Source organism: Methanobrevibacter sp. (assembly GCF_045114555.1).
In the GTDB taxonomy this organism is placed as follows: Archaea; Methanobacteriota; Methanobacteria; order Methanobacteriales; family Methanobacteriaceae; genus Methanobrevibacter.
The window spans coordinates 65,942-85,818 of sequence record NZ_JBGUKT010000018.1; the positions used below are offsets into that span (position 1 = coordinate 65,942).

Below are 19,877 nucleotides of genomic sequence, written 5' to 3' on the forward strand. Positions count from 1 at the left end.
AAAAGTATATGATAATAAAAAAATTATAAAAATTGAAAAAATAGTTAAAAAAAGAAAAAAGATTTTTACTCCCAAGTTGGAGGTAAAAATTTTGGTCCAGGTTTTCGCTCCGAAGGAGCGGAAAAGCTGGGCTATAAAACACTATACAAATTCTCTTCCAAAAGATCTGTATCAATTTGCAAGCTAATGATATTGGTTCTGCCTTTAGCTCTGCCTTTGGAAACAGTATTTGTGGAAATGATTCCTAACATCTCCAACTCATTTACAAAGTCAAAGATTCTTCTATAGGTAACAGCATCTCCTTTTGAAATCTCCTTATAGGCCTCAAATAATTTACCTGAAGTGATTTCCTCTCCTTCTTGAGTCAATCTTAAGATAGCTGCAAGAACCCTTTGCTGTTGGGTAGGCAATGTAACAATGACATCCTTGACCTTATTGTACTCAATGACATCTTTAGCTTCACGTACATATTGGCCTAAGACCTTTTCAGATCCCTTGTCAATTGCAATGTCTCCTGCGCTTTCCAATAAGTCAAGTGCATATCTTGCATCCCCTTCCTCTTTAGCAGCCATAGCTGAACATAATGGAATTACGCTGTCTTCAAGAGTGTTTTCATAAAATGCAAGTTCGGATCTTTCATTCAAGATGTCAGCCAATTGCTCTGCATCATAAGGTGGGAACACTATTTCCTTATCCATTAGACTGCTTGCAACTCTTGGCTTAATGAATTGCTTGAAGTTAAGGTAATTACTGATTGACAATATTGCAATGTTGTCTGTTCTGGTAAGGGTATATAATAAGCCGTCACCATCCTTCTCAAGAAGAATGTCAACTTCGTCTAAAATGACAATCAAGATACGGTTCCTTCCAAATACATTTCTTTTCAATACATCTCTAAATGCATTTACAATTTCCCCTTTAGTCCAACCACGATTAGGAACTTCCCTTCCTAGCTTTTGACATAAGTAAGTGAGCACTTGATACTCTGTATTGAAATCAGTGCATCTGACATATTCCACTGAAATGGAAACAGGCTTGTCACGAGCTGCTTCAATCAATTGCTCTCTTGCAAATTTTGCGGCTGCTGTCTTACCGGTTCCTGTTTTCCCATAAATAGTAATGTTTGATGGAGTAGTGCCTTTCAATGCCTCTACCCAGTATCTAGCAATAGATGTAATCTGTTCTTTCCTATGTGGCAAGTTATCAGGTAAGAAACGATGATCCAAAGGTTTCTTATCCTTAAAGATATTGTCATCCATAGGCAAGTATTCATCAAGCCCTTCGAAAATGTTGTCACTCATATAATCATCTCATAAATATTATGTGTTTTTTAAAATTCGATTAATGTGTTGGCGAATTTTATATTATAAACCCTTTTTAATAAAAATTAAGCATAAGATCTAAAATCGTGTTTTTGAAATTTTAGAAAAATTAAGTTAAATAATATTAAAAAAATAGAAATTTTCATATTCAATAGTAAAATTTCAACTGTATTACTATTGTTTATCAGATTATATATTTAAACTTTTTTATAATTTCAAATTTAAGGAACATTCTCAAAAATTCAAACAATGGAAAAAACTTTAATAATATTAGCTGAATTGCAAGTGTAATAAAGAAATTAAAATTGTTTAAAATAAATTTTACAGTTGAAATAGTGGTCTATTTTAAAATAAAGTCAAAATTTTATTTAAATTTGAATAATTTAACAGATTTGATACAATTTTTTAAAATAAATTGAATTTTATGATTATTTTTCAATATTCCAGAATGATTATCGTTATAAAATAATTTAAGTAAAATTAAATCATTGTAGAGTTAATTATTTATAGAAAATGGTTAAAAAAAGACAGAGAGTACCATTTCAAGTGAAAGGAAAATTGGTAAAAAACGAAAATGAAGGGATGTATTTCAAGTGTAAAATTTTTACATCAAAAAATTAAAAAAGATTAATTGGTCTTTAAATCATGAAAAAAGAATTTTAATGAGGAATTTTTTTAAAAAAGATAGAGACTTGAATTTCAACTGAATACAATTGAAATAGACCCGTCGAGTCTTTCAAGACCCTCGAAATCGTTTCACTAGAAATACATCTCTCACTCTCTAAAAATCATGGAAAATAAAGTTGTTAAATCATTGAAATTAAAGAAAAAATAACTAAAAATAAGACGTAAAATAATTAAATAAAATTCACAGTTTAATAACAAATAATAATGATAATAAAAAAAATATAAAAAAATAAATTAATAAAATAAAAATTAGTTTTTTAACAATTAAAATAATTATATTTAATATTGAAATTAATAATTATGTTATTGTTATCAGAATTAATCCATTATAATTCAGGAATGTCATTATTTTGAATAGATCCATAGGTTTTACCAAGAATCCATATGCATTGAAGCTTTCCCTTGAACACTTTCTTTATTGTTTTGATTAAAACATGTTTTGAGAGTCCATCTCCAAATATGTCATCTGTGATGATGAATCTTTTCAATTGATCATTTGGATGGTCCAATTCAAAATCAAGAAGCATTTCATTCAATGCAAATCTTATCTTCCAAATGAATTCCTGATTGATGTCTTTAGGACTGCTTTTAATAATGTTCTGCTCTTCCTGTGAAACTTCAGTTGCACATCCAATCAATAGAATATCTGGTTTTCCTTTAGGATTGATTATGTCCATTGCATTGTTGTTTGGAAAGTTAATGATGTAATGGAAATTAGCGTTTTCATCAAATATCTTTTCACGGATAAGATCCTCTTCCATTAACCAGTTTCTGACTTGTTCTTCATCTATTGCCATATTATCATCCCATTAAATAAATATGAATATTAAATGTTTAAATATTAAAATTCAATTAAAAATTTATATGATTTTTATTTATTTTCCAATAATTTTTTAATAAATTTATCATATCAATAAATTATATATAGTTTGCTAATATATTTAATTTTAATGATAACTGAACTTTACTCAAATTCAATTTATATGCTGCTTACAATACTGCTCTTTGCTTTGGCATTTGATTTATTGATAGGAGAGTTTCCTGCAAAATTGCATCCTGTTGTATGGATTGGAAGCATCATCAGCTTTTTCAAGAAATATCTTATAGGATATGACAATAAGATATCAGGACTTATTGTTTCTATCTGTGTAATAGCTGTTTCTTCACTTATTGTTTTAGTGCCAATGCTACTCATAAAGCATTTCATGTACCTTAATGATGGAATGATATACCTATTCAAATTAGTGGCTATTTTATTGTTGTCATCCACATTTTCAGTTAAGCTGCTCCTTGACTCTGCACGTGACGTAGGTCATGACTTGAAAAATAACAATCTAAACAAGGCACGTCAAGCTGTAAGCTATTTGGTAAGCAGAAAGACAAGTGAATTGAATAAGGAGCATATCATATCAGCTGTTATTGAAACATTAACCGAAAACATTCCTGATTCCTATGTTTCAACTATTTTTTACTATTCAATCGTTGGTATAATAGCATTCCTTTTAGGATTCAATGATTTCACTGTTGTCATATTGGCTATACTTGCAGCATTGATCCATAGAGTTGTCGATACAATGGATTCCATGCTTGGATACAAAACAGATGAGCTTTATAATATTGGATTTGTTCCAGCTCATTTTGATGATATATTGAATTACATTCCTGCAAGGATATCCGGATTTCTAATAGTAATCTCTGCAGCATTCTTAGCTCTCAATTGGAGAGGAGCATATTATATTATGCAAAGGGATGCCAGAAACTGTGACAGTCCAAATTCAGGATACACTATGGCTACTGTAGCAGGAGCTTTGAACATTCAACTTGAAAAAGAGGGAGTCTATACATTAGGTGATAATTTGCATCCCCTAAAAGTGGAATGCATTGACAAGGCAATAGACATTGCAAGACTTAGCATATTCTTGATTACAATATTTTTCTTTTTCGTATTTATGGATTTGATTCTTCTTCAGTTATAGAAGAAATTATCTTATTTTAATTTATTTTTTCACGTTATTATTTTTAAAAAAAGTTTATTTATTATTAGTTTAATCAAAATTATTTGATTTAAGATTATTTAATTCAATTATTGATCATATAAAAAAGAGTATGGTGCAAAAGGATATTACTTTCTAAGTGATTAATTGATGCAAAAAGAGTTTATAAAAATAAGAGAAATGAAGTTAGATAATAACTTCATTTATTACAAAATCCTTAAAGAAAGTCATGTGAATCAGTTCATCCTCCCATACAAGGCCAGAACCTGATCCGAAATCATTTGAAAACTTGAGATTGTCCCCAAGACCTATGGATTTTTTAGACTTGAACTCACTTTGTGATATGTTCTCCAAAACCTTCATGAGTTCCAATCTGTCAATATTGTCTACAGATTTCTTTTCAACAATAGCTTCTATGATATAGCTTCTGCAGAGCTTTTCATGATACTCCTTGTAAATGCTATGATTGTAGAACAATTCCAATCCCTTAACTTCACCGTTTACTATAAAGATAACACCATTTTGACCATCTTCAATATGGAATTTGCTCAAGTAGTCATTTTGCTTATCCTTAAGGTTTTCATAGCTGTCATTCAATGCGCTGGTCATTGACTTGAAATTGGATCTGGATTCAAATTCACTAATGGAATCCCACACTTCCCCTTGATAGTCACGTTCTTCATAGGAAGCTCTTGATTTTCTGCTTCTTGTACTGTGATTTGCAGAGTACAATGATGGCTTGAAGGTTCTTGATTCGGCACCTTCTCCTTTAGTGTGCCATCTTCCGTGTTCAGTGCAACTGACTGGAATATTTATTGTTGATTTGGCTGGAATGAGCAAAGTGTCATTTATTATACGGTTTTGCATTGCACCGGTAATTTCATCACCATCAATCAATATTAGTGGAGCAACTGAATCGTTTTTGCATAAAACGGTATTCACTGTAGAATTTTCAAGTTCCTTGATTTCAACAAGGCCCATCTCATATCCTTTCTTAAGAGTAAGGAAATCCTTTTTCCCAAAGTAATCACTCTTAATTGGAATTGCCTCTACATTTTCATACTTTTGGCTTTCCAATAGTTCAATGGATATTTTAGTGCCGTTTATGTCAATAAATGCAATGTTTTCAATCTTGTTTAAATCTTCAATAGCTTCGCTGTTTTCAATGTTTTTGTTTGTCTTTTCCACATCATCACCCCATGTTTGTTTTATACTATTCAAACTAATTTATTATGGACATTTAAAAATTAAATTTTAATAAAATGCCTTAAATGAAATTAACATCATTTTCAGGATCTTTTCTAAGTTCAGCAAGCTCATCCTCTTCGATGACTTTAGCAATTACATTTTGATGGGAAATGAACTTTACAATCGCATATGCATTTTCATCATCAATCTTATCATAAACCCTTCCTGAACTCATTGTGCCTCTAACAACGGTTTTAGTGCTATTTGCCAAGTATCCCACTTTGCCGGCATATCTCATTTCAACTCTTATAGCTTCTGAGTCGTGGTTGTTATCTGGCTCTTTAATGAGCTTTAAAATAGAACCAATCTTAAATATCTTCTTTCCATGAAATTGGTTAAAACAGATTACAGTTACATATTTTTCATTGAATTTTTCTTCGTTCATACATTTCACCCCTATAAAAATAGCATGTACATTATTTTATGAAATCCGTTACTTATAAAGGTTATCAATTTGTAGGAATTTTTGATAAGAAGCAATGAAATCAATGCAAAACTTTCTTAATTTTACACTTGAAATACATGTCTAGGTTTCCTGTAATTTGACCTATTTGAAATAGAGAAAATTACAGCAAATATAATTGTTTTAAAAATTTGATAGAAAATGAAAAATAATGATAAATTATTGAAAAAAATAGAGAATTGTAAAAAATAATTCAAATAATTTAAAAAAAGTAAAAAAAAGAATAATTAAATTGGAAAATTTAAACTGTGATTGCTTCCAATTTAGATAAGATTTCCCAAATTAAGGTTCTTGCATGAACTGGGATATTTGGATCGTTGCTGATTTCATCTAACTTTAAGATTACAGCACTGGCTCTTACAGTTGGATCTTCACTTTCATCGTTTAATGTTTGGAAAGATTCATCTGCAGCTCTTCTGATATTACGTGGTACACTTGGGTTTTCCATAATATGTTTTAAAATTGCGGATACTTCTTCAAAAGTTTCGTTTACCATTATAATTCCTCCCTATTCATCAATTTTTGAAAATATTATCAAAATAAGTATAAATGAGTTTCAAAAAAAGTAAATAGTCAATAACAATATAAAATATGCTTTTTAAAGTATATATATTTATGGTATATTGTTAGTAAATCAAGAAATGATTATCTTCTTTAAGTTTTGTAGTCGAAAAAATTTTTTAATATTAATAAATGATTATTGGTGTTTTATGAGTTAAAATAAAAAGTTTTTAATAATGCATATGTGATATATAAATTCAAAGAGGGTTTAAAATGGACTTTGATAAGGATAAATTCAAAAACGTATTGCATTTCATAATCTACAAGTGCGGTTTCAGAAACACCGTTGGAAGAACAGTGCTTCACAAGCTGCTTTACTTTTCAGACTTCAATTATTATAAGGAGTTCAATCAATCCATAACAAATGAATCCTACATAAAGAAGGAAAGAGGTCCTGTACCTGTTCATTTTGAAATGGCGATAGAGGAATTGGTTGAGGAAAACAAAATAAGCTTAGGAAAGAGAAGATTACCATGCGGAAAGATTATGAACAGATACTTTTCCCTAAAGGGGCCTGAAATGGATTTCAAAAAAGAGGAATTGATTTTAATCAATAAGGTCATTAAGAAATTGAGTCATTTAAACGGCAAGCAGATTGGGGAATATTCTCTATCAGATTACCCTGTAAAAAAGACTGAAGATAATGAGATCATTGAATATGGATTGGCATTATCCAGCAAGTCTAAAAGCAAAGATAAGGTTTTTGTAAAAATAAACTGAAATACTCCATTGAATGTAACTTATTTTCATATTAATAAAACTTCATAATATACTTTATTTTTAATTTTATCTAAAAATAAACTTTTTTTCTTTTATTGATAAGAATATATTTATATATTGTATTACATAAATTATTACATCGAATATTTTTATAATTCTTGAATTAATGGGTGTAATAATGGAAATGTTTAGTGCATTATGGCAAGTAGGTGTTTTTGCAGCTGTTATCCTTTTTGGCACAAAGCTAGGGATAGCTAGCGGTTTGGCAAAAATATCCAAGAGAAATTTAACTATTCTTGCATTGGGCTATGGTGGGGGAATAATGCTTTTGTCAGCTATCGCTTCCCTATACACAAGTCAAATAACTTATTTTATAAATTCGTACAATTCTATTTTGTTCTTGATAATGGCGTTCATCATGATTTTTGCAGGCATTTATACTATTAAAGAATGGAAAAAACATGAAAAGAACACCATGAGGACCACTAGAATGATATTGGTAGCTCCTTGCCCATGCTATTTTGGATCTATTTTAGCGAGCATAATTATGGCAGCCCCTACAGTTGGTTTTGGTGCCTTTTCATTAAGCAAATATGTTGCAGTAGTTATGGTTTTGGTAATTATCACAGGTTATTTTGCATCTAATGTAATTATTAAATTCCTTAAAAAGCCTTATCCGATTATCATTGGAAACTTCATGTTATTTTTAGGAATTTATTTCCTATTGTCTTCCATATTGATTCCTAATATAATTCAAGTATTCAACAAATCAATGAAATACATGACAATTCCTTCATTGAATTCATTGACACTTACATTTGCAATAGCTTGCGCAATTGTAGCTATTGGAATAATAGTTTCAAGAAGAAAGAATTTTCTAATAGATTTTAGTTGAATAGTTAAAAACTTATTATTTTTTTAAATTAAATATTATACTTATTAATTAATATTTTGGTGGTTAAATGGTAACAGTAATTCCAGGAAGCGATTTATTGACTTCCGCATTAAATGTTATTGCTCAGAGCTTGCAGATACCTGTAATCATATTCCTATTGGCTTTTGCAGTATTTGCCATATACATTATAGGAAGCCTTATCTCAGAATACAGTTCTCACAAGAAAGTACCTGTAAATTTCATCAGGGATCTGATTTATAAAATAGCTAATTGCAAGGATGTTGATGACATTCAAGGCATTATAAAAGATGCTCATATTCAGCATTCTCAAAAGGTTGTTTTGATTGAAATTGCAAAATCCAAAGATTTAAGAGAAGATACCCGACGTGCTCTTGCAAGAAAGCTTTTTGAAGAGGAACAGGACAAGATTGAGAAAAACCTTCAAAAGACAGATATTGTAACCAAGATTGGACCTACTCTTGGTTTGATGGGTACATTGATTCCAATGGGTCCAGGTCTTGCTGCACTTGGAAGCGGAGATGTAAACACTCTTGCAAGTGCAATCATAGTTGCTTTTGACACTACAGTAGTAGGTATTGGTGCAGGTGCTGTAGCGTATGTGGCTGGAAAAATACGCAGACGATGGTATGAACAGTATCTTTCCAATTTGGATGCTTTGGCAGATACAGTTTTGGATAGATTGAAAAAAGAGGATGAAATGAGAGGAAAATGAATCAAAATGACATATATTTCTTCAAAATATCCAGTCAATTTTTAAGGTGGTAAATGTGGTGCGTCGTCAAGGTGGAAAGAGATTGTCTGAAGACAGTGAAGATCCTATGGCAGGAACTGCAAATCTAGTTGATGCAATGCTGGTTATTGCGGTCGGTCTTTTGGTCTTTTTGGTAATTTCCTGGAATATGCAGGGTGTTGTTTTCTCTGACATGACCCAAGAGGAGAAGCAGAATGTAATGGAGCAGATGAGCCAGGTCAGTGAAGTTGATCAAGGTCAGCAGCTCAATGAGACACCTGATGTGAGCAATAAGTCAGGTAAAGGATATACTGAAATGGGTAAGGTGTATCAGGACTCTAATGGTAAGCTGATTATGGTAGAAGAATGATTTTCTTCTATCTTTTTTTATTGGAAATAGAGATAGTTCGTTAAATTTGAAACAATATTAATTTTTTTAAAGTTATTGTTTTTCAATATAGTTAAAACATTAAAAAAAAAAAGAAATAAAGATTTTTGAGAATACTCAAAAATCTAATTTAAAAACTTATTTTATGGTAATACGTGCTTTTTTGCTGATAGCTTTGTATGCACTGTCTCCTGCAAATTTAGCGGTTGCAGTGTATTTACCTTTTTTCTTGATAACTATTTTTACAGTTGCCACACCTTTGGAGTTGGTTTTAGCAGTGTAAGTCTTTTTGTTAACTTTAAAGGTAATTTTTTTGCCAGCTAAAGCTTTGCCGCTAGCATCTTTAAGAGTGAAGCTGATTTTTTTGGTAGCTTTCACTTTAAGGGTCTTTTTAGCAAAAGTAGCTTTAACAGCTTGTTTGTTTACAGTTACTTTTACAGTAGTGAAGGAAGCTTTGCATCCTGAGTCATCACCAAGGAAGCATAAGGAGTAGTAGTAGGTTCCTGCTTTAGTCATGTTAACTTTGATTGTAGCTTGACCTTTGTAGTTGGTAGTAACGGTTGTGGTTTTACCGTTTACTGAAACTTTAACTTTTTTGTTTGCTAATATGGCTCCATTAGAATCCTTTAAAGTAAAAACTAAGTTTTTAGCTATTTTAGCGGTAGCGGTAATAGCAGTTGCATTAATAGTAGTGGCTTTAGGGGTAACTACAGGAACAGGAACTTTGAAAACAGCGCTCCAACTGCATCCTTTAAATGTGTCATCACCTGCATAGTTGACAGTCACATAGTGTTGTCCGCCGCCAAGGGTGCTTAAGTCAACATTCACTGCACCGCTTGCATCTGCTGTCATATTGGTTTCTGCACCGTCAATAGCTACTTTTACGACGGTTCCTTCAGCTATAGGGTTAGTGTCATCTACCCATATTTTTACAATGATATTGTTTAATCCATATGCCTTAGGATCAATTTCATTAATTGAACCTTCTGTAATGTTTATAGTGTCTCCCTCTTCAGATACATAATAGAATTGGACTTTTGTAATGTTTGGATTGACAATATTGTCTCCTTCACTGAAAGTACCGCTGGTACTGTTTACATAATCTGAATCCGCTCTTACAATATAGTATGCGAAGCTTGGAGGGAAAGGAACATCAGGGTTTTTACCAAAGTCGTTATGTTCTCCAACATTGATGTTTGAATATCCTGAGGAAAGCAATATTCTGATTCTTGTATTTGTGAAGTTGTTATAGTCAATTATTATGTTTTTTGAACCGAAACAGACAATTCCCTCATCACAGTCAATGAGCTTATTTTCGGTTGCATTGTGACCAATACTGTGCATGAGGTAAATACCTTCCTTAGCACCTATGACTGTATTGTTTTGAACCAAAACATTAGGTCCTTTTCCATGTCTTACGTCAATACCATGGTTTGCAGGATTAATGACTGTGTTGTTTATGATTTTAGACCGAGGTGAACCAAAGTTGATTATACCCATATCAGCCACACCGGTAACTGTGTTGTTTCTGATTATGGTATCATAGTTTGATGCGCTGTCATTACCATTCTGGAACTTGTTACCTACATAAAGACCAAAACGACCGCCAGTAATATTGTTGTTTTCAATTATACCATTTTTGGTTGCATAAATGATTACACATGAAGGGCTTTTTGGGGTGATTTGGGTTATTTGTCCTTCTGCGATGAAGTTAAATCCGCTAAGGGTAAATCCATCTATTCCTTTTACTTCGAAAATTCCCACATAATTATTAAGGTCTCCTTGTTGAGTAGGATCACCGCTACCAGGTTTTGGGGTTCCCTTTAAGGTTGCACCATTACCATTGATGATAATGTCACTTAATCTTTCACCGTCACTACCAATTGTCAAGTTGGTATTTTCATAAGTTCCATAAGCAAAGTTAATTGTTGTATGATTTTGTATGCTGTTTAGTTGTTCTTGAATTGCAGCATTGCCCATAGACGAATCAATTTCTATGGTGGTGCGTTCTCCTTCATCAACAACATCTTCGTTGACACCATTTCCCACTTCGATTGCAGAAGGGTCATCAGAAATGACATTATCATCTATTTCCTCTGCAGAAATGGTTCCAAGTGAAACAATAGTAAGAAGGAGCAATGTTGCAATAAGAAATATCTTTTTATTCATATTATCTCCTTAATTTATTTTATAAAATAAAAATATATGGTAAAATATGAATATTTCACCAATATTAATTATATTTAGTTTTTTAAGATTAATTATCCATTTTTCAATTGATAAGACAATTAAAATTAATTTTTATGATACTGATATGTAAATTATTACATAATGTACCTTACATTAACTTTATTAATTAATTTATATAAACTTTTAGATTTTTATTTAAATCAATTAATAAGAGTTAATTTTAATTAATTTTTAATTTATTAGAATTTTCATGCTTTTTAGTAATATTTAAATATAAATAAAAAGATAAATTAAAATACTTCTTATATAAAACATTATTATACTTTTTAATAAAAATAGACTTTATTAAGAGTATTTAATCATTTTATATTAGGAAATGGTATTATGAGTTTTAATAATAAAAAATTAAACCTAAATTTAAAAATAAATCATATATTATGGTTTGTTTTTATTTTTATCTTGATTTTTACTTTTATTAATCTAGTATCAGCTGCAGAAGTGGATGAAACGTCTATAACTAATGATAATACCTTGATTGTAACTGGAAACGATGATCTTTCACAATATGAAAAGGATGTCCTATCTACAGAATCACTCTATAATATTCACTCTTCAGCGACTAACGATGAGATACAAAGTATTATCGATAATTCGAAAAGTGGAGACACCATTCAATTCAATGATAACTCCTATAACAATATCTCCATAGTTGTCAATAAGAAGCTGAATATTGTTTCAAATAAGAATTCAAGGATTTACACTTCTGATTCAATATCAGCAAAAGCCCAAGGTATGGGCATTGCAAATACCTTCGGTTTTTATTTCACCAATTTGGCTAGCGGCTCTACCTTAAAGGGCTTGACCATTGTTGGAAATGCCGACTATGATATTATAGTAGAAGGTGGTTCAAGCATTAGCATAATTGGAAATACAATATCCCATGGGAAAAAAGCTGGAATCTTATTGAACAATTCAAAATACTTGACAGTAAAAGAGAATATTATAAAGGACAATTATGATGGGATTTACCTCAACAATCTTAACAGGTCCAATTTTACCAACAATAGGATTTTTTCTAATAGCCATGATGGTATCTTCGCTGAATATGCTGTCTTGAACAATATCACTTCCAACAGGGTCTATTCCAATGGATTGGATGGCTTTCATTTGGAAAATTCCAAGGCCAACAGCATATTGAAAAACAAGATTATCGACAATGCCGTCAGCGGATTGAGATTGGAAGGATATACCACCCGTAATAAGATAATGGGCAATAACATAAGTTTAAATTGCATAAACATCTATGCAAACTCATATTCCACAGAGGATAACATTACACACAATACAATCATGTTTGCAAAGGCAAGAGACACAGTTTATGTGAGTGAAGACAATACCGGCGCAGCAATTGTATTTGGAAAGAAATATGGGGCTGACAAATATGCAAAGATGAACTATGAATACAATACTGTTGGGATGAACCAATGTTGGGATGCAAAATCTGCAGAGGTTCTTCGTCCTCCAGTGGAAATAGGTTCAAATTGGTACCTAGACAATGATGGAGCTTATGGATTGGGTCATATTTGTCCTTTGGTCTTTGGTGGAGCATTGACTCCTGACGAGTTCAAGCATCTCTCCATGGGGTTCGGCGGAGATGAAAACGGACTTTTCGGCCAATTGTATGAAGGAGATAAACCTGCTGGTGCCGGTGCGTTTACAGTTGACAATGTTAATGTCAATGGCCAGGATTACGGTTCCTTTGAAGTTGGTGAGGATGGCCGCTTGAATCTGGATGGTTTGGATTTGGATGAGTTTCCTGCTGGATCTGTGATAAAGATTACTATTGGAAGCAATACCTTTACTGTAACTTTAGAGGATAAAGTAGTTTCAAATAAGCAAAAACCTAGTCAAGATCAAGACAAAGTGGATCTCCCTGTAAAGGAAGGGGCTAGTCCTTCAGGCACTGGAAATGGAACTGGAAGCGGCTCTGGTTCATCAACAGGTTCCGGAAGCGGGGAAGGTAACTTTACTGGCAGCGGCATCAGTGTTGGAATATTATCCGGCCAGTCCAATGCAGGAAATGGCGATTCAGGTGAGAATGGTGGAGGAAGCGCTTCAAAAGGAATAAGTGCTTATGAAATCACAAAGGAAAAGAACACACCTCCAACTGCCAAAAACAGTCAATTGCTTGGAGTATTTGCGGTTGCTCTTGTAATATTGATTATTGCATTAGGATATAGAAGTAAAAATAAGGACGATTATCAACTTGATAATCATAATTTCGAACTTTAAATTACGGATACTTAATTAAGGAATTTTTACTAATTATTTAATATCAGGGATGGATGTTAATAATTAATAAATACTTAATTAATGCTATCTACTATTTTTTTATTTTTTAAGCCTTTTCATCATTTCAACTGATTTTAAATCAAATTTTCTCATATTTTGTTCGTCATACATCAAACTTTTAAAAAATTCATAAAAAAAGAAGGTGGGATAAATTCATTTGAAGAATCTATCATCTGCCTTTTGGTTTTTAGCCTTTTGATGCTTTGTTTCAAACCATCCAATCTTGATGTCATCAACTAAAGTGTCTTCAAATAGCTGAGGAACATATGGCTTGATGTCAAGAAGTGGAGTGCCGTCAAGAATGTCCACATTTGAAATGTATAATATATCATCTTCCACCTTATCCAATTTTACAGTAGTCATTCCAATATTGTTAGGCCTTTTTGGAGATCTTGTAGCAAATACTCCATGTGTTTTATTGTCCATAAATGGCTTTACTTCCAAAGCATTTCCATTTGTCTTATGTAAGTGATAGATAAGTATTAGATGTGAAAAACCATCAATATCCTTTAATCCAGGCTTGAATTCATCTTTAAGACATATTTTCCCTTTAATTCCTTTTGCACCAGTTGGTTGGATTGGCATTCCTTCTAACTCTTTAAATGGGGAATGGATTGTTCCAATAATATCAAATTCTATTTTCATACTATCCTATTTTATTTTTGATGTATATAAACTTTTACAACGAGAAAAAAATCATGATTGATTTGATTTCAATAAACTTCTATTCAATTGAATTCAAGACATGAGTCACAAACTGTGTTTTAGCTATTTCCTCTACGAATTCAACGAGAGCAGCAGCTTCTTTCACGGTTTCTCCAGTTGCTATGACTCCATGGTTCTTCAAGATGATTGCATCCTCTGTCTTTAGAGCTTCACTTGCAGCTTCAGCAAGTTCCTTGCTTCCTGGCTTGAAGTATTCAATGTCCTTAAGGTATTCTGACTTAATAGCTCCAAATCCTTCAAGACGCTTTATTTTCTTGTTTGAAAATGCAAATCCTGTAGCATATGGTGAATGGGTATGTGCGATTCCATAAACATCAGGCTTATTCCTATATATTGCCAAGTGCATTCCCACTTCAGAGGATGGCTTTCCTTTGGTTAGGAGTTCACCCTTTTCATTCACGAGAACAATGTCCTCTTCCCTTAAGTCTGCAAGGGATTTTAAGGTAGGTGTAATGGCTACAATATCACCCTTTTCACCTTTGAATCTTGCACTTACATTGCCCGCTTTTCCAGAGACCAATCCTCTTTCAAAAACATAAGCTGACATTTCCACTACGGATTTTACAATTTCCTTTTCCATATTATCATCCTTAATAAATATCAAAATTCATAAAAAAAGCAGATAAAAATAGCTATTAAATAGTCAAACATCTGATAAGATATTACAATTAATTTAATCAATGAATTTCAATTGCTTGTAATTTCCTCCTACATCAATGATAGGAACCTCTGCAGGTGTTGGCACGATGTTGTAAATTTTCTGGAACTCTGTTTGAGTCTGGAAAGTACCTGAATTTATGCAGTGAATTCCCTTATAGTTTGCATAGGTGTTAATGTGAACGTGTCCTGTATGCAATACATCAGGTACAGAGTCAATAACCAAATGATCCTCAAGTTCTGAAGCAAGTGGAGTTCTCTCACCATACAATGGAGCCAAATGCCTTTTTCTTAGGAATTCCTTCATTACGAGGTCATTTCGCTCGTGTGAGAAGTCATTTGATCCCATCACCATGTCATCTATTCCTCTTCCGTGGTAAATCAATACCTCAAGGCCATCCAAGCTTACTGTACTTGGATTTGATAGGAATTCCACATTATTTAGCTTGTATAATGATTTAGCGTACTTTTCAGGCACTGCAGGCTGTGGCTCTGCAACTCTTGAAGCATCGTGGTTTCCAGGAGTGATGATGATCTTGATGTCACTTCTGATATCACCAACCAAACGAGCAGCCTCATCATATTGAGCTGTAATGTCCTTAATTGCCAATTCCTTATCTTGGTTTGGATAAACTCCAATTCCGTCTACAATATCTCCACCGATAATCATGTACTTAACGTTATTGGCCATTTCCCTTTGCTCTTCGCTACCATAGTCACCATTAAGCCATCTAGTGAATCTTACAAATGCATCTTCAAGGAATGTAGAACTTCCTATATGAATGTCTGAAGTAAATACAGTACCGAAATCAACCTCTTTCCTTTCCTTTCTTGGAACGTCTGGGTCAATGAGGTTTTGGCAAATTGCCAATCTGTTTTCACTTGGTCCAGCTCTTTTCTGTGCAATGACTCCAATGACTTCATCTCTCATAAGGTTTCTTGCAGCCCTTATCAAATCATCATTGTCCTTGCTTACTAAAATAGGCATTGAACCGGTATCGTCTTCCACTTCAATCAGGTAATGGCCGTTTTTGGTGCTTCTGATATCTGTAATCATTACAATCAGGTTCAAGTCGGTCTGATTTTCAGTGATTTCATTGATCTTTTGCCAGGTTCTAAGTTCAGGCCTCTTTTCCAATATTCCAGATAGTTTCTTGTATCTGTTTTGGAAGTATTCTATTAGGTTTCCAATCTCACCGCTTGTGTAAGATTTATTGCTTGTGTCTTTGAGGACCTTGAATTTATCAAAATTGACTTTGGATTCAGTAAGGTTTCTTTTGTATTTTATTTCCACATCTTTTGAAACTTCTGAATCTTCAATTTTCACTACATGTTCACTAGCGTAACCAGGATTTACTTTTGGCTGTTCTTTTTCTGGTGTTTTAGCAGTTTCAATTGTTTCAGGTTCTGGTTTTTGAGCACTAGTTTCTGTAGCTATTGGTTTTTCTTCTTTAGCTTGTGTTTGGGTTTTTATCTCTGGTGGCTTGGTTTCAAGTGGCTTTTTTTCTATTGCTTGGCTTTGCTTTGCAGGGCCTGATGTGATATCACTTAGCTCTTGCATTTCTAAATTGAGCCCTTCCATATTTTTAATGGTGTTTACATCAACTGGAACCATCTCATTAGAATAATTTCCGCTTTTCAATTTTACAATAATCTCTGAACTTAAATTTATAGGATTTTTAGAGTTTTTGATTAAATCATAAGCCTCTGGAGATAGGATTATCCCTTTCCTTGCAAATTTAATAAGAATTTCAGCAGTCATATTTTATACTTCCTTTTCCTTGGCAAAATCACACGATTTCTTTTTGTGATTTTCGCCTTTGAGAGTTCCATTACATTCGTTAATATTTTTAATTTAATCTTATATTTATATTATCTTCTTATTGTTAATAAAATAATCTATATTGCATTATTTTTCGATAATCTTATTATATATAAATAATATAAACTATATCATTATAAGATACTAACAATATATCTTCATCGCATTTAAAACTTATTGAGGCTCATGAAAACTTTTGTTTTTGGTGATGAACATATACATTGCTTATAAAAATGATTATAAAAGTTAATTTAATCAATTTAAAAAATAAAAAAATTTAAAAAATTAATTCATAAAGGGTATATAAAATGAAAATTTCAAGAATAATACTTATAATATTGTTATTTTTTGTATTTTTTGAAATAGGGCTTTTCAGTTCCTATACTTTAGCAACTGGAGAGGTTCCTGATCCAGGAGAATTAATAAATATGCAAGTCAGCACTGTCACTTCATTTTTCAGTCCTGAGAATGTTGGCGGATTGCTTATAAAAGATCCGGACCAAATCAATGTAACAAATAAATTTGAATTGGCTGATAAGCTTTCAGAGGTGGCGGATGTCGATGGTGTCAATGTAGAGAACATGACAATCACAACCACTGATGATACTGACAAGGAAGAATTCGAAGTAACTGTAACCGCTTTCGGTTATTCCAAGCCTAGCGGAAAATCAGGTTCCATCATAATCAACGGTGAGCCAGATTATAAAATCATTGCTACAGCCACTGCTGAACATACAATCAATGGAATTGAAGTTAAGTTGGACACTTTAAAGGTTGATTCAATCTTGAAAATATTTGATGCTAATGACAATAGCTATTCCATCTTGGATGAATCTAATTCAAGCTCAAAATCAAGTTCCAGCTCAAAATACAAATCAAGTTCAAGCAGTTCCAGTTCCAGTTCCAGCAGTTCCAGTTCAAGTAGTTCCAGTTCCAGCTCATCTGATTCAGGATCTAGTTCCTCATCTAGTGGAGGTTCTTCATCTGGTGGTTCTTCTTCAGGTGGATCTAGTGGAGGTTCTTCATCTGGTGGCGGTTCATCTGGAGGTTCCAGTGATTCCACAAGCGATTTATTAGCACCTTTATTCTATTTGTTTTAATTTAGCTATTTTTAGCTAAATCATTTTATTTATTAAAGGTTTTTTTCAAAAGATAAAAAAATAACTAAGGTCCCTAAAAAGGTGATATGATGATTAATCTTATTAGCATGGGTTCTGATATAGGAAACATTACTGTAAATGCATTCAATGCCATAATTGAATCTGATATTATAGTCAATTACGATAATCTTGATTTAAGTGACTTGGATACATATATTAAAGACAAGGAAATCATTGTAAATGATTTAGATGAGTCAGAGGTTGTTGATGAGTCCAATAATGAAGTGATTATTGGTTTGGATGAGTCAGAGTCTTTTGAAGAGACTTCTGATATCTATTCTAAACTTGAGGAATCCTATTCAAAAATAGAATTGGCCATTTCAAGGTCTTCTCAAAAGAATGTTGCTCTCATATGCTCCAACAAAAGAAACATTTATGGCATAGCCAATCTTTTGATTCAAATCAGTACAAAGTATGACGATGTTGAATTGAAGATCTATCCTGCCGTTTCTCCAATAGATTACAGTTCAGCTGTATTGGGAGCTCCATTTAATGATTTCGTATCCATTGACTTAAACAATCCTCTTGTTTGTGACAAAGAGCTTAAGAATAAGATTAAGTCAGCTTTAAAGAATGATTTTGTATTGTTTATTCACAATCCAATTGGCGAGGAAGGAGATAAGACCAATTTCAACTTGCTTAAGGAAATAGTCAATGATTTCAACGATGAATTATTGCTAGGAATTGTGAATGAAAGATATTCATATGAAATTTCATGCTTCAAGGACATCAATGAGGAAAGCATTAGAGAGGATTCCACTTTGATTATAGGAAACAGGCTTACTTACAAGCTTGATGATTATATGGTCACTTCATGTGAATATATAGTCAAGCCTAAGTTCATTTCACAAAACATTGATTTCTTTGAAAGGTATTTGAAGGATGAAACCCCTAAGGGCCTTGACTATGATTGTGAATATTTGCCATGCCATAAGGCATTGGAGGCATGTGATTTCTGCTATTGTCCTTTCTATCCATGTGCTGATGGATTGACTGGCGGTGAATGGATCAAGAACAAGGATGTTTGGAGCTGTCAACACTGTGATTGGATTCATCTTGAAGAGCCATGTCAAGCTGTAAGAAAAGGTTTGGAAGACATTTTGGAAGACAAGAACGATTTAAAAACTAAGCATATGGAATTATTGAAATTGAGACGTGAATGTCTATTGAAAACTTTAAAATAATTTTTAATTTAATATTTTTTTAATTTAACTTTTTAACTTATATAACGAATAATGCTTATTTATTACATATTAAAATAAAGAAGGTTTTAAAAATGCCAAGTGTAAAAGATATTTTAATTGAAATGAAAGATATGTCGGAATTAATGGTTGATTTGGCTTATTCTGCTGTTTTATTCAACAACAAAGCTGCAGCAGAAGAGGTCTTGACCCTTGAAAACAGACTAAACAGCATGAATTATGAGATTAAGAAGCAATCTCTTGTAGCTGCACGTTCCCTTGAGGATGCAGAGAAATTGACTACCTTGCTTGAGATTGCAGAAGCTGCTGAATCCATGGGTAATGCTGCAAAGGATTTAGCTGACTTGACATTAAAAGGATTTGAACCACACCTTGTATTCAAAATGGTTATGGAAGAATCCGAAAGGAACATCATTCGTGTAAATGTTGAAGAAAGTTCTGTTTTAGCAAACCAATCCTTAGGAGAATTACTATTGCTCAACCGTACTGGTATGAGGATCATTTCCATCAGACGTGGAGATTCCTGGATTTACGGGCCTGACAAGAACACCGTTATCCTTGCAGGAGACGTTTTGATTGCTAAAGGATCCGAAACAGGAACTGAAATCATTGAAAAGCTTGCTGATGGAGAAATGCAATTAGAGGATTTAGGAAACATTGAGGAATTCATTGATGATGATTAATTTAGAGCTGATTTAAATTTAATTATGTGTATTTAGATTTTATATGATTTGATTTC

The 19,877-nt window shown here is 32.6% G+C and carries 18 protein-coding genes; 9 read left to right on the forward strand and 9 right to left on the reverse strand.

The annotated features are described in order from the left end of the window. Positions 1-131: 131 nt before the first annotated feature. Together ACJMLB_RS03730 and ACJMLB_RS03735 are read right to left on the reverse strand one after the other, a co-directional pair. The gene (locus ACJMLB_RS03730; protein WP_295607257.1) at positions 132-1,301 is read right to left on the reverse strand and encodes a Cdc6/Cdc18 family protein; all 1,170 of its coding nucleotides are present in this window, start codon (positions 1,299-1,301) and stop codon (positions 132-134) included. A gap of 1,034 nt (positions 1,302-2,335) precedes the next feature. Beyond that, positions 2,336-2,806, reverse strand: a complete 471-nt coding sequence (locus ACJMLB_RS03735; RefSeq protein ID WP_405323791.1) for a DUF2299 domain-containing protein — start codon at positions 2,804-2,806, stop codon at positions 2,336-2,338. A 153-nt stretch (positions 2,807-2,959) separates the two neighbouring features. On the opposite strand from ACJMLB_RS03735, the gene ACJMLB_RS03740 reads away from it, so the two are divergent. Then, positions 2,960-3,985: a cobalamin biosynthesis protein gene (locus tag ACJMLB_RS03740; RefSeq protein WP_405323793.1), complete on the forward strand. Its 1,026-nt coding sequence runs from the start codon at positions 2,960-2,962 to the stop codon at positions 3,983-3,985. A gap of 204 nt (positions 3,986-4,189) precedes the next feature. On the opposite strand, the gene ACJMLB_RS03745 is transcribed toward ACJMLB_RS03740, so the two are convergent. The 3 genes from ACJMLB_RS03745 to ACJMLB_RS03755 form a co-directional block, all read right to left on the reverse strand. Further along, positions 4,190-5,191 carry an ARPP-1 family domain-containing protein gene (locus ACJMLB_RS03745; protein ID WP_405323795.1) on the reverse strand — a complete coding sequence of 334 codons (1,002 nt, stop codon included), beginning with the start codon at positions 5,189-5,191 and terminating at the stop codon, positions 4,190-4,192. A gap of 79 nt (positions 5,192-5,270) precedes the next feature. Continuing rightward, positions 5,271-5,636 carry an HIRAN domain-containing protein gene (locus ACJMLB_RS03750; RefSeq protein ID WP_295607242.1) on the reverse strand — a complete coding sequence of 122 codons (366 nt, stop codon included), beginning with the start codon at positions 5,634-5,636 and terminating at the stop codon, positions 5,271-5,273. Between the two features lie 319 nt (positions 5,637-5,955). Continuing rightward, positions 5,956-6,210 (reverse strand): UPF0147 family protein, encoded by a 255-nt coding sequence (locus tag ACJMLB_RS03755; RefSeq protein ID WP_405323797.1) that lies wholly within the window; start codon positions 6,208-6,210, stop codon positions 5,956-5,958. A 278-nt stretch (positions 6,211-6,488) separates the two neighbouring features. On the opposite strand from ACJMLB_RS03755, the gene ACJMLB_RS03760 reads away from it, so the two are divergent. The 4 genes from ACJMLB_RS03760 to ACJMLB_RS03775 all read left to right on the forward strand — a co-directional run bounded on the left by ACJMLB_RS03760 (position 6,489) and on the right by ACJMLB_RS03775 (position 9,011). Further along, on the forward strand, positions 6,489-6,995 hold the full coding sequence (locus ACJMLB_RS03760) for a Panacea domain-containing protein (protein WP_405288526.1): 507 nt from the start codon (positions 6,489-6,491) through the stop codon (positions 6,993-6,995). A gap of 178 nt (positions 6,996-7,173) precedes the next feature. Next, a complete protein-coding gene (locus ACJMLB_RS03765; RefSeq protein WP_405323800.1) occupies positions 7,174-7,890 on the forward strand; it encodes a DUF2162 domain-containing protein in 717 nt (238 codons plus the stop codon). A gap of 67 nt (positions 7,891-7,957) precedes the next feature. Beyond that, on the forward strand, positions 7,958-8,623 hold the full coding sequence (locus ACJMLB_RS03770; protein WP_405323802.1) for a MotA/TolQ/ExbB proton channel family protein: 666 nt from the start codon (positions 7,958-7,960) through the stop codon (positions 8,621-8,623). 106 nt (positions 8,624-8,729) lie between these two features. Further along, entirely contained in the window at positions 8,730-9,011 is a 282-nt protein-coding gene (locus ACJMLB_RS03775; protein ID WP_405324073.1) for a DUF2149 domain-containing protein, read from the forward strand. Between the two features lie 156 nt (positions 9,012-9,167). Here the strand turns inward: ACJMLB_RS03775 and ACJMLB_RS03780 are convergent, their stop codons facing one another. Further along, positions 9,168-11,198, reverse strand: coding sequence for a NosD domain-containing protein (locus ACJMLB_RS03780; protein WP_405323804.1), 2,031 nt, complete (start codon positions 11,196-11,198; stop codon positions 9,168-9,170). Positions 11,199-11,717: 519 nt separating this feature from the next. Between ACJMLB_RS03780 and ACJMLB_RS03785 the strand changes: the two genes are divergently transcribed. Then, positions 11,718-13,511 carry a nitrous oxide reductase family maturation protein NosD gene (locus ACJMLB_RS03785; RefSeq protein WP_405323806.1) on the forward strand — a complete coding sequence of 598 codons (1,794 nt, stop codon included), beginning with the start codon at positions 11,718-11,720 and terminating at the stop codon, positions 13,509-13,511. 213 nt (positions 13,512-13,724) lie between these two features. On the opposite strand, the gene tsaA is transcribed toward ACJMLB_RS03785, so the two are convergent. The 3 genes from tsaA to ACJMLB_RS03800 form a co-directional block, all read right to left on the reverse strand. After that, positions 13,725-14,216, reverse strand: coding sequence for a tRNA (N6-threonylcarbamoyladenosine(37)-N6)-methyltransferase TrmO (gene tsaA / locus ACJMLB_RS03790; RefSeq protein WP_405288535.1), 492 nt, complete (start codon positions 14,214-14,216; stop codon positions 13,725-13,727). Positions 14,217-14,295: 79 nt separating this feature from the next. Continuing rightward, the gene (locus tag ACJMLB_RS03795; RefSeq protein WP_405323809.1) at positions 14,296-14,877 is read right to left on the reverse strand and encodes a class II aldolase/adducin family protein; all 582 of its coding nucleotides are present in this window, start codon (positions 14,875-14,877) and stop codon (positions 14,296-14,298) included. 93 nt (positions 14,878-14,970) lie between these two features. Further along, a complete protein-coding gene (locus tag ACJMLB_RS03800; RefSeq protein WP_405323811.1) occupies positions 14,971-16,716 on the reverse strand; it encodes a DNA-directed DNA polymerase II small subunit in 1,746 nt (581 codons plus the stop codon). A 368-nt stretch (positions 16,717-17,084) separates the two neighbouring features. Between ACJMLB_RS03800 and ACJMLB_RS03805 the strand changes: the two genes are divergently transcribed. The 3 genes from ACJMLB_RS03805 (at position 17,085) to ACJMLB_RS03815 (ending at position 19,821) form a co-directional block, all read left to right on the forward strand. Further along, positions 17,085-17,876: a hypothetical protein gene (locus tag ACJMLB_RS03805; RefSeq protein WP_405323813.1), complete on the forward strand. Its 792-nt coding sequence runs from the start codon at positions 17,085-17,087 to the stop codon at positions 17,874-17,876. A gap of 89 nt (positions 17,877-17,965) precedes the next feature. Then, on the forward strand, positions 17,966-19,120 hold the full coding sequence (locus tag ACJMLB_RS03810; protein ID WP_405323815.1) for a cysteine-rich small domain-containing protein: 1,155 nt from the start codon (positions 17,966-17,968) through the stop codon (positions 19,118-19,120). Between the two features lie 92 nt (positions 19,121-19,212). Continuing rightward, positions 19,213-19,821, forward strand: a complete 609-nt coding sequence (locus tag ACJMLB_RS03815) for a potassium channel family protein (protein WP_296870466.1) — start codon at positions 19,213-19,215, stop codon at positions 19,819-19,821. Positions 19,822-19,877: the final 56 nt, after the last annotated feature.

Bases quoted from the DNA above. Each gene is read 5' to 3' on its own strand.
- ACJMLB_RS03730 (WP_295607257.1), bottom strand. From the start codon at position 1,301: ATGAGTGACAACATTTTCGAAGGGCTTGATGAATACTTGCCTATGGAT.
- ACJMLB_RS03735 (WP_405323791.1), bottom strand. From the start codon at position 2,806: ATGGCAATAGATGAAGAACAAGTCAGAAACTGGTTAATGGAAGAGGAT.
- ACJMLB_RS03740 (WP_405323793.1), top strand. From the start codon at position 2,960: ATGATAACTGAACTTTACTCAAATTCAATTTATATGCTGCTTACAATA.
- ACJMLB_RS03750 (WP_295607242.1), bottom strand. From the start codon at position 5,636: ATGAACGAAGAAAAATTCAATGAAAAATATGTAACTGTAATCTGTTTT.
- ACJMLB_RS03755 (WP_405323797.1), bottom strand. From the start codon at position 6,210: ATGGTAAACGAAACTTTTGAAGAAGTATCCGCAATTTTAAAACATATT.
- ACJMLB_RS03760 (WP_405288526.1), top strand. From the start codon at position 6,489: ATGGACTTTGATAAGGATAAATTCAAAAACGTATTGCATTTCATAATC.
- ACJMLB_RS03765 (WP_405323800.1), top strand. From the start codon at position 7,174: ATGGAAATGTTTAGTGCATTATGGCAAGTAGGTGTTTTTGCAGCTGTT.
- ACJMLB_RS03770 (WP_405323802.1), top strand. From the start codon at position 7,958: ATGGTAACAGTAATTCCAGGAAGCGATTTATTGACTTCCGCATTAAAT.
- ACJMLB_RS03775 (WP_405324073.1), top strand. From the start codon at position 8,730: ATGGCAGGAACTGCAAATCTAGTTGATGCAATGCTGGTTATTGCGGTC.
- ACJMLB_RS03780 (WP_405323804.1), bottom strand. From the start codon at position 11,198: ATGAATAAAAAGATATTTCTTATTGCAACATTGCTCCTTCTTACTATT.
- tsaA (WP_405288535.1), bottom strand. From the start codon at position 14,216: ATGAAAATAGAATTTGATATTATTGGAACAATCCATTCCCCATTTAAA.
- ACJMLB_RS03795 (WP_405323809.1), bottom strand. From the start codon at position 14,877: ATGGAAAAGGAAATTGTAAAATCCGTAGTGGAAATGTCAGCTTATGTT.
- ACJMLB_RS03800 (WP_405323811.1), bottom strand. From the start codon at position 16,716: ATGACTGCTGAAATTCTTATTAAATTTGCAAGGAAAGGGATAATCCTA.
- ACJMLB_RS03805 (WP_405323813.1), top strand. From the start codon at position 17,085: ATGAAAATTTCAAGAATAATACTTATAATATTGTTATTTTTTGTATTT.
- ACJMLB_RS03810 (WP_405323815.1), top strand. From the start codon at position 17,966: ATGATTAATCTTATTAGCATGGGTTCTGATATAGGAAACATTACTGTA.
- ACJMLB_RS03815 (WP_296870466.1), top strand. From the start codon at position 19,213: ATGCCAAGTGTAAAAGATATTTTAATTGAAATGAAAGATATGTCGGAA.